Annotated in this window: 6 protein-coding genes; 4 read left to right on the top strand and 2 right to left on the bottom strand. The window is 70.2% G+C overall.

Going from position 1 to position 14,478, the window contains the following annotated elements; translation table 11 throughout:
* Positions 1-21 precede the first annotated feature (21 nt).
* Both ABT369_RS53040 and ABT369_RS53035 read right to left on the bottom strand, forming a co-directional pair.
* On the bottom strand, positions 22-864 hold the full coding sequence (locus ABT369_RS53040; protein ID WP_350625492.1) for an SDR family NAD(P)-dependent oxidoreductase: 843 nt from the start codon (positions 862-864) through the stop codon (positions 22-24).
* A complete protein-coding gene (locus ABT369_RS53035) occupies positions 861-1,205 on the bottom strand; it encodes a YybH family protein (protein ID WP_350625490.1) in 345 nt (114 codons plus the stop codon). Before ABT369_RS53035 ends, ABT369_RS53040 begins: the two co-directional genes overlap by 4 nt.
* A gap of 48 nt (positions 1,206-1,253) precedes the next feature.
* On the opposite strand from ABT369_RS53035, the gene ABT369_RS53030 reads away from it, so the two are divergent.
* From ABT369_RS53030 to ABT369_RS53015, 4 genes are all read left to right on the top strand, one after another.
* On the top strand, positions 1,254-2,072 hold the full coding sequence (locus ABT369_RS53030) for a MerR family transcriptional regulator (protein ID WP_350625488.1): 819 nt from the start codon (positions 1,254-1,256) through the stop codon (positions 2,070-2,072).
* A gap of 31 nt (positions 2,073-2,103) precedes the next feature.
* Positions 2,104-2,496 carry a hypothetical protein gene (locus ABT369_RS53025; protein WP_350625486.1) on the top strand — a complete coding sequence of 131 codons (393 nt, stop codon included), beginning with the start codon at positions 2,104-2,106 and terminating at the stop codon, positions 2,494-2,496.
* 234 nt (positions 2,497-2,730) lie between these two features.
* Positions 2,731-7,452 (top strand): NIDO-like domain-containing protein, encoded by a 4,722-nt coding sequence (locus tag ABT369_RS53020; RefSeq protein ID WP_350625484.1) that lies wholly within the window; start codon positions 2,731-2,733, stop codon positions 7,450-7,452.
* A 26-nt stretch (positions 7,453-7,478) separates the two neighbouring features.
* Positions 7,479-14,453, top strand: coding sequence for a polymorphic toxin-type HINT domain-containing protein (locus ABT369_RS53015; protein WP_350625482.1), 6,975 nt, complete (start codon positions 7,479-7,481; stop codon positions 14,451-14,453).
* Positions 14,454-14,478: the final 25 nt, after the last annotated feature.

The raw sequence follows: 14,478 nt of genomic DNA, 5'->3' as shown, positions 1-14,478 counted from the left end.
GAGCGGTATCGATGGAACGCTTCACAGGCCCGGCGGGAAGTCGGCGGCGCGGGACATGGATTCGGATCTGCCGATGTCGGCCATCGCCTCGCGCAGCGCCGACGTCACCGTGTCGTACGCGTCGCTGCCCAGCACCAGCCGGCGCGGCGGCGGGTCCTCGGCCATCGCGGCGATGACCGCGCGGACGCCGCGCCGCGGGTCGCCGGGCTGCTTGCCGTCCTGGTCGATCATCGCGGACCGCACGTCCTCCAGCATCCGGCGGTAGGCCGGCACGGTCTCGGTGATCGGCTCGTCGGCGAACCCGGCAAAGGCGTTCGTGCGGAAGGGCCCTGGCTCGACCGCCAGGACGCGGATGCCCAGCGGGGCGACCTCCTCGCGCAGGACCGCCGTCGCCGCCTCGACCGCGTGCTTCGCGGCGCTGTAGTAGCCGAACCCGGTCACGGCGCGCAGACCGGCGAGCGAGGACATGTTGACGATCCAGCCGCGGCCCCGTTCGCGCATGCCGGGCAGCACCGCACGCGTCACCGAGAGCAGCGCGAAGAAGTTCAGGTCGAACGTCCGCCGTACCGCATCCTCGGGCATGCCCTCGACCGAGCCGTACCATCCGCGCCCGGCATTGTTGACCAGCACGTCGATCCCGTCGAAGCGCTGCTCGGCCGCGGCCACCGCGGTGCGGACCCGGCCCGCGTCGGTGACGTCCAGCGGCAGGAGCAGCACGCGGTCGCCGTACGGCCGCGCCCACTCCCGCAGCTCCTCGGGGCGCCGCGTGGTCAGCGCCACCCGGTCGCCCGTCTCGAGCGCGGCGTCGGCGTACGCCTGGCCGAAGCCGCCCGGCGTCCCGCCGGTGATGAACCACGTTCTCATGGCTCGATCATGAGCCGGACGATGGAGGAGCCGCGCAGGGTGAACCGGTAGTGCAGGTCGACCACCCCGCCCGGAAAGTCGCCCTCCAGACGCTGCGTCACGTCATACCGCTCCTCCCCGAGCCGCGTGTCCTCCCCGAGCCGCGTGGCGGAGACGAGTTCGGTGGTGTACGTGTACTCGGCCGCCGCACCGGCCAGCCACGCGCGGATCTCGGCGGTGCCGTGATGGCCGCGGCCGTCGTCGATCACGACGGCGTCGGGTGCGTAACACGCGACAGCGCGGTCGACGTCCCGGGTGTTGTGCGCGGTCAGATAGGTCGTGATCGCGGGAGGAAGGTCCATGACGCCAACGGTGGAGTCTCGCGCAGGGGGAGGGTCAAGACTGGAGGCATGCGCCGAGGACTGACCATCGGGGAGTTCGCCACGCTGACGCACCTGAGCGTGCGGACGTTGCGCCGGTACCACGAGGCCGCCCTGCTCGTGCCCGCCACCGTCGACCCGTTCACCGGCTACCGCTACTACGCCGCCGAACAGATCCCGTCCGCGCAGGTCATCCACCGGCTGCGCGAACTCGACGTCCCGCTTGCCGAGGTGAAGTCCATCCTCGCCGCCGACCCCGAGCGGCGCGCGGACCTCATCGCCGGGCACCTGCGCCGGCTGGAGGCGGAGCTCGATCGCACCCGGGCCGCCGTCGTGTCGCTGCGGCGGCTGCTGCGCCCCGACCCGGAGAACCTTCAGGTCGAGCTGCGCTCCGTGCCCGCCCGGACCGTCGCCGCCGTCCGCGGGCACGTCACGCTCGAGGACTCGACGAGATGGTACGACGCGGCGATGGCCGAGCTCGATGCCGCCTTCGCCCCGGCCGATCGCACCGGGCCACCCGGCGGCCGCTACGCCAACGAGCTGTTCACCGCCGGCGCCGGGGCGATGACGGTGTACCGCCCGGTGCGTGAACCCCGCGCGCGCGGCCGCATCGAGGTCGTCGAGCTGCCGCCGGTCGACCTCGCCGTCGCCGTCCACTCCGGCGGGCACGACGACATCGACGTGACGTACGGCCGCCTGGGATCGTGGGTGGTCGAACACGCCCTGGCCGTCGACGGCCCGATCGACGAGACCTACCTGGCCGGCCCCCGCGACACCCCGGCCCCCGCCGACTGGCGCACCGAGATCGGCTGGCCGGTGTTCCGCCTCACCCCGGGGGGACTGGCTTAGGATGCCGTAGGACATCGGCAGGGGAGCTGAGATGGCGTTCGTTTCCGGACGGGCCACGGCGGTCCGGGCCGTCGCGGCGTTGCTCGGCATCGGCTCGCTCGAACTGCGCGCGCTCGCGAGCGACCTGCGCCAGGGGGCGATCGCCGCGCACGAGGTGGCCGACGCCATCGCGCGGATGCAGATGATCGCCGACGTCACCCACGACTTTCCGCTGCTGCTCATCCGGCCCGGGCTGCTCGGTCGCGAGCGCGCCGCCCGGGAGGCGCTCGTGTGGCGGTGGGGCGTCTCGACCGACGCCGCCCGCGAGTGGATCGGGGCCGCGCTGGCCGATGCCGGGCCGCAGTTCCGGCGGTACCCGGCGATGCTCGATCGCGAGCACCAGCGCTGGATGGCCAAGAACCCGCTCCGGCGGGTGCTGCGCTAGGCACGCCCGGCCCGTCCGGCGGTGAGATTCTTCACATTGACGGGACCGGATGCGACCGACCGTTAAGGGGCTTATCCATTTTGAGCAGGGCTCCGTGGTCGCATGATCACATCGAGTAGTCGCGATGAGTAAACCCAATCACCGGCGTCAGTGTCCCGGGCCGTTGACCGGATTCCCAGCGAACTCCTAGCCTTCCCTCGCACCGTCCGACTGGATCACGGGGGAGTGGCCGGCGTGGATATTCGTCTGCCCATGTTTCGTGCGCACGTGCGGCCGTACAAGGCCCTCGGCGTACTGTTCGCGCTGCTCAGCCTCATGGTGACGCTGCTCGTCGCGCCGCCCTTCGCCGGGCCGGCGCACGCCGCGCCCAAGACCCCCGCCTGCCCGGCGACCGCGCCCGACGCGAAGACCGCGCGGGACCAGGCGGCGGCGTGCAAGGGCCGCGTCGAGGTGCTCGGCGGCCGCACCGAGCGGGCCCAGGTCTTCGCCAACCCGAACGGCACCTTCACGTCGAACGAGGCGGTGGTCGTGCAGCGGGTGCGCACCGCCGGCGGCGGCTGGACGGCCCCGGACTCGACGCTGCGCAAGACCTCCTCCGGCGGCTACGCACCCGCGGCGAGCTGGCTCGGCACCACGTTCTCCGGCGGCGGCACCGGCCCGCTGGTGACGCTGCGCCGCGGCTCCGGCGAGCTCTCCCTGTCGTGGCCGTCCGCGCTGCCGGAGCCGAAGGTCGCCGGGAACACCGCCACCTACCCGGAGGTGCTGCCCGGCGTCGACCTGCAGCTGACCGCCGAGGTCGAGGGTTACTCCGAGGTGCTGGTCGTCAAGACGCCCGAGGCCGCCAAGCAGCCGGCCCTGGAGAACGTGCGGTTCCGCACCGCGACCAAGGGGCTCAAGGTCAAGACCGGCGACTCCGGCTCCGTGTCGTACCTCGACGGCAGCGGCTCGCCGATGTTCGCCTCCGGCACGCCGGCGATGTGGGACTCCTCCGGCGGCGTCCCGGCCGACGCGCGGTCCGCGACCGCGCAGAGCCGCACCGCGCGGATGCCCGTGACGGTCGAGGGCGGCGACGTCGTCGTCCGGCCCGATCTGCAGGTGCTGCGCGGCGGCGCGACGAAGTTCCCGGTCTTCATCGACCCGGCCTTCAACGCGAGCGCCTGGACGATGATCAACAGCCGGTTCACGACCCAGTCGTACTGGAGCTACGACCGCAACGGCTGCCCCGCGCCCTTCAAGAGCGTCCCGTGCGCCAAGGTCGGGTACACCGACGAGGGCCAGACGATGATCTACCGCTCGATCTTCCTGCTCCCGACGGCCTCGTACGTCGGCAAGCACGTGCTGGACGCCAAGTTCTCGATGGATCTGCTGCACTCGTGGACCTGCAGCGACACCCGCACGAGCCTGTGGTGGGTCGGCGGGATCGACGCCAACACCACCTGGAGCAACCACGCGGGCAGCTGGAGCTCGCTGCAGACGTTCACCGACAACCACACGTGCAACCTGGCCCGGGTGCGCAGCGAGTGGGGCATCACCGGGCTGATCCAGTCGGCGGCCGGGCAGTACTGGAACGGCGTCACCATCGGCCTGCGGGCCGGCGACGAGGCCAACCACAACGCGTGGAAGAAGTTCGACGCGGGCACGGCGCTGCTGACCGTCACCTACAACTCCTACCCGAACGCGCCCGACCAGCTGACCGTCTCCGGCAGCGCGTGCGCGACGGGCGCGGCCCGGCCGGTGGTGAAGACGGTGACGCCGGAGTTGCGCGCCCGCACCAGCGACGCCGACGGTACCGCCCAGACCCACCGGGTGTCGTTCTGGTGGTGGCCCGTCGGGGGCACCCGCAACGACAACGACAAGGTCACGCAGACGGCCGTCACGCCCGGCACCACCGCCATCGTCAGCATCCCGCCGGGCAAGCTCGTCAACGACGGGGTGTACCAGTTCCAGGCCCGCTCCTACGACGGCACCGACGACGGCCAGTTCTCACAGGTGTGCGAGTTCAAAGTGGACACCGCACCACCCGGCCCACCGTCGCAGGTGACCTCCACCGACTACCCCAGCGACGGGCAGCGCCACGGCGGCGCGGGCATCGGCGGCACCTTCAAGTTCTTCCCGCCCGCGACCGTCCCGTCGGACTTCGCCGGCTACGCCTACACGCTCGACACCGGCACGACGCCGCCGAACGCCAAGCAGGTCGCCGCGGCCACGGACAACACGGCGACGGTGAGCATCACGCCGCCGACCGATGACGCGTTCACGCTGCGCGTGTGGACCAAGGACACGGGCGGCAGCTACTCGACGCCGACCACGTACGCCTTCAGCGTCAAGGCCGGCGCCGGCCCCGACGCCCGCTGGCAGCTCGACGAGGGCAGCGGTACGAGCGCCGCGGACTCGACCGGGCACGGCAACCCGATCACCCTGTCCAACCCGTCGTGGATCGCGAGCCGCGGCGGCACCGGCAAGGCGCTGTCGTTCAACGGCACCAACGCCACCGGCGCGACCGGCGGCCCGATCAACACCAAGTCGCCGACCACGAACACCGCGACGACGGTCCGTACCGACGCGAACTTCACGGTCACCGCATGGCTGAAGGTCGACACCCTCGACCCGGGCGGCGCGAACTATGTCGCCGTCAGCCAGGACGGCACCCGCACCTCGGCGTGGACGCTCGGCTACCACGGCAGCAGCAACCGCTGGCGGTTCGCGATGTACGGCTCCGACGTCGACAACGTTCCCGTCATCGCCGGCATCGTGTCCGACGGCACGCCCGTCGCGGGCAAGTGGACGTACATCGTCGCCACCTACGACGCGTCGACCCACACGCTGCGGATGTACGTCGACGGGGTGCTGCAGACCGGCAGCCTCGTGCTCTCGGGCGGCTTCAACGCCACCGGCCCGGTCGTGCTCGGCCGGCGCAAGTGGAACGGCGGCAACGACAGCTTCTTCAAGGGCGGCGTCGACGACGTGCGCATCTACGCCCGGGTCGTGCCCGCGGCCGATCCCGAGCTCACCAACCAGCTCAACCCCGAGAAGCCGACCATCACCATCCCGGCCGGCCAGACCCCGACGGTGAACCAGCCGCTGCAGGTCACCTTCAGCGGCGGGGGAGACCCGGCCGTGACGGCGATCAAGTACAGCCTCGGCGCCGCCGGGCTCGGCTCGACCGCGACCCTGCCCACGCCGGGCGGTCAGGTCACGGTCACCGTCACGCCGCCCGCCATGGGCCAGGTCACGCTGTTCGCCGCGGCCGTCGCGGGCACTCACCAGAGCGACATCGCCACCGCGTTCATCACGGTCGGCACGCCGCCCGCGATCACCGGCACGGTCGTCGACCCGGTCAGCGGCAACGCGGTCTCCGGCGCGACGGTGACGCTGCGCCCGAGCGGCACCACCCGGGTGACCGACGCGTTCGGCGTCTACGAGTTCACCGGCCTGACCCCGGGCACCTACACCGTGTCGACCGCGGTCGGCGACGCCTGCGGGCTGTACGCCAGCACCGAGGTCGAGGTCACCGGGCAGACGTACGTGGACCTGCTGCTCTTCCCGCAGTCCGACGTGTTCGGGTACACCTGCCTCACCCAGACCCAGGCGTTCGAGCCCGGCGACACGCTGCTCGGCCTGAGCGGCGACGACTCGGTGACGCAGGTGTCCGTACCGTTCGCGATGCCTTTCTACGGGCACAACTCGTCCACCGCCTGGGTGTCGACGAACGGCTTCCTGGCCTTCGCCGACCCGAGCGCGGCCGGTGACGCGGCGGCCGGCGCCGCCATCCCGCAGTCGGCCGCCCCGAACGCGCTCGTCGCGCCGTTCTGGACCGACCTGGTCGTCGACGGCAGCGCGAGCGTCTACACGAAGACGGACGGGGCGTTCCCGAACCGGCGCTTCATCGTCGAGTGGCGCAACGTGGCGCTCTTCGCCAGCAGCAAGCGGGTCACGTTCGAGGCGATCCTGTCCGAGAACGGCGACATCGCCTTCAACTACGCCGACATCGACGCCGACGACGCCGAGCGCGGCGGCGAGGCGACGGTCGGCATCGAGAGCACCGGCGGCGAGTACGGCCTGCAGTACGCCTTCCACCAGCCGATCCTCGAGTCCGGCAAGGCGGTGCTCATCGACTACCCGCTCGACGCCCAGCCGATCGGCACCGGCTACGTCACCGGCACCGTGACCCGCAACGGCACCCCCGCCGCCGGGCTCACCGTGTCGCTGCAGCCGCAGGGGCTCACCACGACGACGGCGAACGACGGCACGTACGCCTTCGCCGCCGTCGAGGAGGGCGGGTTCAGCGTGTCCACGGTGGACGGTTGCGCCACGGCCACCGCGAGCGGCCACGTGTCCGGCCCGACCGTCGCGAACCTGGCGCTGGCCGCGGTGCCGGACGAGTTCGGCTACACCTGCACCACGTCGACGCAGGCGTTCGTGCCGGCCGACACGACGGTGCTGCCGATCGTCGACGACGACGCGCACACCCAGGTGACGCTGCCCTTCCCGGTGACGTTCTACGGCCAGACGTACACCGGCGCCTGGGTCTCGGCCAACGGCTTCGTCAGCTTCACCGACCCGGGCTACGAGAACCCGGACGTGCGGGCCGCCCTGCCCAACGCGACCGGCCCGAACGCCGCGCTGTACCCCTTCTGGGACGACCTGGTGCTGGACGGCAACTCCAGCGTCCGCACCGCCGTCGTCGGCTCGGCGCCGAACCGCAAGTTCGTGGTCGAGTGGCGCGACATGTACCTCTTCGGCAACACCTCGCGCCGGGTCACCGTCGAGGCGATCATCGCCGAGAACGGCACCATCACCTTCAACTACGCCGGGCTCGACAACGCCTACGAGCGCGGCCTCGGCACGGTCGTCGGCATCGAGAACGCCGACGGCACCATCGGCCAGACCTACTCCGCGTTCCGTGATGCGCTGGCCGACGGCCGGGCCATCACCTACACCCCGCCGGCCGCGTGATCGTCGTGGAACTTTGGAGGAAGCCGGTGCACACCTCACTGCGCGCCCGCAACGGCCTGCTGTACACCCTCTCGGCGCTGCTCGTCGTGCTCGTCGCCGGGCAGCAGCCGGTGTTCGCCGGCCCGGCCAGGCCGTTCACGCCGGCGGCCGCCGCCAAGGTGCCCAGCGTCAAGACGAAGGCGGTCACGGCCGGGAAGCCGGTCAAGGACACCACGAAGAAGGCCCAGGACAGCCCGGCGCCGGTCTGGCCGGGCGCGTCCGCGGTCGACGTCGGCGTCGGCGCCACCGCGCCGGCCGCCTCCGGCCCGGTCACCATCACGGCCCCGGCCACGACGAAGCAGGCCAAGACGGTCGGCGCGGCGGGCATCGCGATCCCGGCGAAGGTGCACGTCGAGGTCCTCGACCAGCAGGCGTCGCGCAAGGCGAACGTCCAGGGCCTGCTGCTCAAGGTCGGCCGGGCCGACGGCGGCAGCTCGGCGAGCGCCGTGGGCGTGAAGGTCGACTACAGCCGGTTCGCCACGGCCTACGGCGCCGACTGGTCGAGCCGCCTCAAGCTGGTCGAGCTGCCCGAGTGCGCGCAGACGACCCCGGACCGGCCCGAGTGCGCCGCCACCGACGTCCCCAGCCACAACGACGCCCGGACGAAGACGGTCAGCGGCGACGTCGTGCTCGCCGCCGGCGCGAAGACGCTCGCGCTCACCGCCGGCTCGTCGGGCGCGTCCGGCAGCTACGGCGCGACCAGCCTCTCGTCGTCGAGCACCTGGTCGGCGGGCGGCTCGGCGGGCGACTTCTCGTGGTCGTTCCCGATGCGCACCCCGCCGTCGCTGGGCGGCCCGTCGCCGACGCTGCAGATCACGTACTCCGCCCAGTCCGTCGACGGCCGCATGGTCACCTCGAACAACCAGCCGTCGATCGTCGGCGAGGGCTTCGAGCTGTCCACGAGCGGCTACATCGAGCGCCGGTACAAGACGTGCGCCGAGGACCCGAAGACGGGCGGCGACCCGGCCGCGAAGACCGGCGACATGTGCTGGGCGACCGACAACGCCACCATGAGCCTCAACGGCAGTGGCTCCGAGCTCATCAAGGACGGCTCGGACCCCAACCGCTGGCACCCGCGCAACGACGACGGCTCCCGCGTCGAGCACAAGACCGGCGCGTCCAACGGGGACGACAACGGCGAGTGGTGGGTCGTCACCACCGTGAACGGGACGCAGTACTGGTTCGGCCGCAACCAGCTGCCCGGCGCGCCCGCGGGCACCACGACCCAGTCGACGTGGACCGAGCCGGTGTTCGGCAACGACACCGGCGAGCCGTGCCACGGCGCCACCTTCGCGGCGTCGTCGTGCACGCAGGCGTACCGCTGGAACCTCGACTACGTCGTGGACCCGCACGGCAACACGATGTCGTACTGGTACGGCATCGACCGCAACTTCTACAAGAAGAACAACAGCACCGCGACGCAGTACGACCGCGCGGGCTACCTCGACCACGTCGACTACGGCACCCGCGACGAGAACCTCACCACCGCTGGGGACTGGACCACCGGCACCGACACCGCGTTCAGCGGGCACGCGGCGGCCCGGATCAGTTACGCCTACGCGGACCGTTGTCTTTCCTCATGCGGTACCAAGGACAAAGCCCACTGGCCGGACACGCCCTGGGACCTCAACTGCGACAGCGGGGCCTCCTGCTCGCAGACCTCCCCGTCGTTCTGGACCACCCGCCGCCTGGCCTCCATCACCACCAAGGTGTGGGAGGCGACGACCTCGCAGATGCGCGACGTCGAGCGGTGGACGCTGACCCACACGTTCCCGGACCCGGAGGACGGCACCCGCGCCGGCCTGTGGCTGGACAAGGTCTCGCACAGCGGCCTCGTCGGGCCGCCCGGCACCTCGACGGACCTGCCCGACGTGAGCTTCGTGCCGACCCAGATGGCCAACCGCGTCGACGGCGTGGACGCGTCGCCGTCGATGAACTGGAGCCGGCTGACCGCCATCAACACCGAGACCGGCGGCCAGATCCAGATCGTGTACTCCGCGCCGGACTGCTTCGTCGGCACCCGCATGCCCGCCGCGCCCGAGAACAACACGCTGCGCTGCTACCCGGTGCGGTGGACCCCCGACCCGATCACGGGCGAGATCACCGACTACTTCCACAAGTACGTCGTGGACAAGGTCATCGAGAACGACCTGACCGGCGGCTCCAAGCGGGTCCTGCACCAGTACACGTACATCGGCGACCCGGCCTGGCACTACGCCGACGACGACGGCCTCATCTCCAGCGACCAGAAGACCTGGAACGTCTGGCGCGGCTACGCGAAGGTCGGCACCTCGGCCGGCGAGGCCCCCACCGCACCCGGCAACCCGGACGAGCGCACGTACAGCGAGACGCTGTACTTCCGCGGCATGAACGGCGACCACCTGCCGTCGGGCACCCGCACCGTCAACGTGGTCGACTCCGAGGGCGGCAGCGTCCCCGACGACGACGCCTTCTCCGGCATGATCCGCGAGTCCCGCACCTTCAACGGCGTCGGCGGCGCCGAGGTGACGGGCGCCATCAACGACCCGTGGCAGTCGGCCGCGACCGCGACCCGCACCATCAACGGCGTCACCACGACCGCGAAGTTCACCAACACCCAGGCCGTCCACAGTAGAACGGCGCTCGATGCCAGCCGGGGCTTCCGCCGCTCGTCCACGAAGAACACCTTCGACTCGCTGGGCATGGTCGTCACCGCGACGGACTACGGCGACGACGCGGTGACGGGCGACGAGCAGTGCACCACGACGTCGTTCGAACCGCGCAACACGACGGTCTGGCTGATGACGGCGCAGCAGCGCACCCAGACATTCTCCGTCGACTGCGACAAGGTGGCGACCGGCCCGATCACCGAAGCCGACGTGATCGGCGACAGCCGCCTGTACTACGACGGCGCCACGACCTTCGGCACCGCCCCGACGAAGGGCGACGTGACGAAGAGCGAGGCCCTGAGCGTGTGGAGCGCGACGAGCCCCACCTACTACCAGCTGAGCCGCTCGGCGTACGACGCTCTGGGCCGCGTCCACGAGTCGTGGGACGCGATGGACTACCACTCGCAGACCGACTACACCCCGGCGACGACGGGCCCGGTCACCCAGACCGTCGACACCAACCCCCGCGGCTGGACCACGACCACCACGCTGGAGCCGGCCTGGGGCCTGGCCACGGCGACCGTCGACCCGAACAGCCGCCGGACGGACATGACGTACGACGGCCTCGGCCGCATGACGGGCGTGTGGCTGCCGGACCGCTCGAAGGCCGCGAACGACACGGCCAACATGACGTACGACTACCTGATCCGCACGAACGGCGCGAACGCGGTCACCACGAAGACCCTGAACCCGTCCGGCGGCTACACCACGTCGTACGCGCTCTTCGACGGCTTGGTCCGCGAGCGTCAGACCCAGACGGACTCGCCGTCGGGCGGCCGCCTGCTGACGGACGTCTTCTACGACACCGCCGGCCGCCAATCCCGCAGCTTCGGCGTCTACCACGACGCGTCCGGCGCCCCGGGTACGTCGATCGTGCAGCCGGTCGACGAGGGCCTCACCATCCCGTCGCAGACGAAGGTCCTCTACGACGGCGCGGGCCGCCAGATCGCCGAGATCTTCCAGCCGTACAACACCGAACGCTGGCGCACCTCGACCTTCTACGGCGGCGACTACACCGCGATCACCCCGCCGGCGGGCGGCACGGGCAGCCTGACGCGCACCGACGAGGACGGGCGCACGACGGAGCTGTGGCAGTTCGCCCAGCAGATGCCGGGCAACCTGAACTCGAACCCGAGCACGTACGACAAGACGACGTACAGCTACAACCGCCGCGGCCTGCTGTCGAAGGTGGTGGACCCGGCCGGCTTCGAGTGGACGTACGACTACGACCTCCGCGGCCGCAACACGTCCTCGAAGGACCCCGACAGCGGCACCACGACGAAGGAATACGACAACGCGGCGCGCCTGACGAAGACCACCGACAGCCGCGGCAAGATCCTGGTCACCACGTACGACAACCTCAGCCGCAAGACCGGCGTCTACCAGAACTCAGTCACCGCCGCGAACCAGCTGGCGGGGTGGACGTACGACACGACGAAGCTCGAGGACGGCGTCACCAACGCCAAGGGCTACGAAACCGCATCCATTCGATACGTCAGCGGCCAGCAGTACAAGCAGACCGTCGTGCAGTACAACGTCCGGTACCAACCGACTGTCGCGACGCTCACCATTCCCGCGTCGGAGACCGGCCTGGCCGGTGACTATACCTACTACACCGGTTACAACCCCGACGGAACGGTCAGCAGCACGAGTTCCCCTGGCGTCGGTGATCTCGCGGCCGAGACGACGATGGTCGGCTACAACGCGCTGGGCATGGCCGACAACCTCAGCACCTTCTACGGTACTGACCAGCGGCGATGGCTGGTCGAGCGCACATCGTTCAACGCGATCGCCCAGCCGACGCAGTACAGCCTGTTCAACGGCACCGTCACCACCGACGACAACGACAGCGGCGACCCGCGCACCTATCTCTCCCGCAGCTACGAGCTGGAGACCGGCCGTCTGACAGGGCTGAAGACCGAACGGGACCAGGTGTCGCCGAACACGGTGGCTGACCTGCATTACTCGTACAACGACTTCGGCAGCATCACGAAGATCGCCGACACTCCGGCGGGCGGCACCGCGGACACCCAGTGCTTCACGCACGACCGCTACGAGCGCCTGACGGACGCCTGGACCCCGAACTCGGGCGACTGCTCGACGGGCCCGACCGCGACGACGGGCGGCCCGGCCCCGTACCGGGTGCACTACGACTACGACACCATCGGCCGGCGAACGGGCCAGACCCAGTACGGCACGGCTGCGGGCACGAAGACGACGTCGTACACCTACCCGACCGGCACGGTGCCGGCGAACATCGTCCGTCCGCACACTCTGACGGGCACGAGCACGACGGACGACACAGGCACGCACACTGCGTCCTACACGTACGACAATGCGGGCAACACCACCGGTCGGCCCGGCTCGAACGGCAACCAGACCCTGCAGTGGGACGCCGAGGGCAACCTGGCCAGCGTCACCGACACCGCGGGCAGCACGACGTTCCTTTACGACGCCGATGGAGACCGTCTGATCCGCAAGGACGTCACCGGCAAGACGCTGTACCTGCCCGACATGGAGGTGAAGTACAACACCCAGACGGCGGGCAAGAGCTGCACGCGGTACTACTCCTTCGGCGGTACCATCATCGGCCAGCGTACGGCCGGCGGCCTGACCTGGTTGGGCAGCGACGGCCAAGGCACGGCCGACGTGTCGGTGGTGGCGACGACGCAAGCCGTCACGGTCCGCCGCCAGCAGCCGTTCGGAGAACAGCGCGGCGCTTCGGTGACCTGGCCGAACGAGAAGGGGTTCGTCGGCGGCACGAACGATCCCACCGGCCTGGAACAGATCGGCGCGCGGTACTACGACGCGACGATCGGCCGGTTCATATCCCTGGATCCGGTGGTCGACAACAAGGATCTGCAGCAGCTCCAGGGATACGCCTACGCCGAGAACAGCCCCATTACGCATAGCGATTCGACGGGCGAGCGGACCGACGAGCAGTACTACGGCAAGACCGGCGCGGCGAACATGGAACGCTACGTCGATCCGGCCGAGATGGACCGGCTCCGGCAGCAGGAGCTCGACCGCCAGAAGCGGGCCAAAGAGGCGCAGCAGAAGGCGTGGTGTAAGGCCCACCCGATCAAGTGCGGCCTCAAGAAGGCCACCACCGCAACGGTGAACTGGGTCGATGAGCACAAGGCCGAGATCATCGGCAACATTGCCGGGCTCGCAGTGGGCCTGGGCTGCGGTGCCCTGATCGGCGTGACCGGCGTGGGCGCGGTCGCCTGCGGTGCGCTGGCCGGTGCCGTGACGAATATGGTCACCTACGCCATCCAGACGAAGGTCGAGCACAAAGGCAACTTTTCCTGGGGCGGCATGCTCAAGACGGGAGCCGAGGGGGCCATCGTCGGTGGTCTCATGGGCGGACTCGGATCCGTCGGTGGCGCCGCGCTGAAGGCCGGCAAGGCGGCCCTGATGGGCGGCGGCGGATTCAAAGCGGCGGCCCAGGCTGGAGGCAAGGCGGCCGCGGCCGAGTCGCGCTCCATCGCCCAGGGCGCCAAGAACATGCTCCGGCGCGGCTGCAGCTTCACCCCGAACACCAAGATCCAGATGGCCGACGGCAGTCAGAAGGCGATCAAGTCAGTCAAGGTCGGCGACAAGGTCCAGGCAACCGACCCCAGGACCGGCGAGTCGTCGTCGCGGGCGGTGCTCGCGGTGAAGGTGAACCACGACAAGGCCCTGACGGATGTGACGGTCAAGACGCCCGGCGGCGCTGTGGCCACCGTCGAGACCTCGCAGAACCATCCGTTCTGGGACAGCGACCGTCAGGTGTGGGTGAGCGCGGGCGACCTGACCGCGGGCGCGACGCAGGACGGCAGCGCCAAAACCTCGTCCGAGATCGTCGCGGTTCGCAACTACGTCGGGTTGCGTGACATGTACGACCTCACCGTTGCAGACGTCCATACCTACTACGTGGTCGCCGGGACCACTCCGGTGCTGGTCCACAACTGTGATGGCGTGGGGTGCAGTTGCACCAGCCTCCGCGACGTCGCGGACAATGCCCCGGTCGGCTCGTTGTTTGCGGCCGAGTACAGGTCGGCCTCCGGCCAGGTGTTCCGGGCAAGCAACCGGGAGTTCGTGCAGATTCCGGCGGCGATGCGGCAGGAGTTGGCGGAGTTCGGGCATCCGACGCTGATGTGCGCGGAGATGAAATGCCTGGCCAAAGCGTGGACGGCATCCGGCGGCAACCCCGCATCGATCCGTGGTGGCAGCATGCGGACGGTGCACGTGGGAGGATCGAATCATATGCAGAAGGCATTCCCATGCAGAGCTTGTAAGGACGTCCTGAGAGGACTTGGCATCAGGTTCTGAGCGGCGAAGGACAAGGAAGGATTTC

Source organism: Dactylosporangium sp. NPDC000244 (assembly GCF_040300725.1).
Lineage (GTDB): Bacteria > Actinomycetota > Actinomycetes > Mycobacteriales > Micromonosporaceae > Dactylosporangium.
Note: the sequence above shows the minus strand (reverse complement) of the source record. Positions and strands in the feature narration are given on the sequence as shown.

Bases quoted from the DNA above. Each gene is read 5' to 3' on its own strand.
- ABT369_RS53040 (WP_350625492.1), bottom strand. From the start codon at position 864: ATGAGAACGTGGTTCATCACCGGCGGGACGCCGGGCGGCTTCGGCCAG.
- ABT369_RS53030 (WP_350625488.1), top strand. From the start codon at position 1,254: ATGCGCCGAGGACTGACCATCGGGGAGTTCGCCACGCTGACGCACCTG.
- ABT369_RS53035 (WP_350625490.1), bottom strand. From the start codon at position 1,205: ATGGACCTTCCTCCCGCGATCACGACCTATCTGACCGCGCACAACACC.
- ABT369_RS53025 (WP_350625486.1), top strand. From the start codon at position 2,104: ATGGCGTTCGTTTCCGGACGGGCCACGGCGGTCCGGGCCGTCGCGGCG.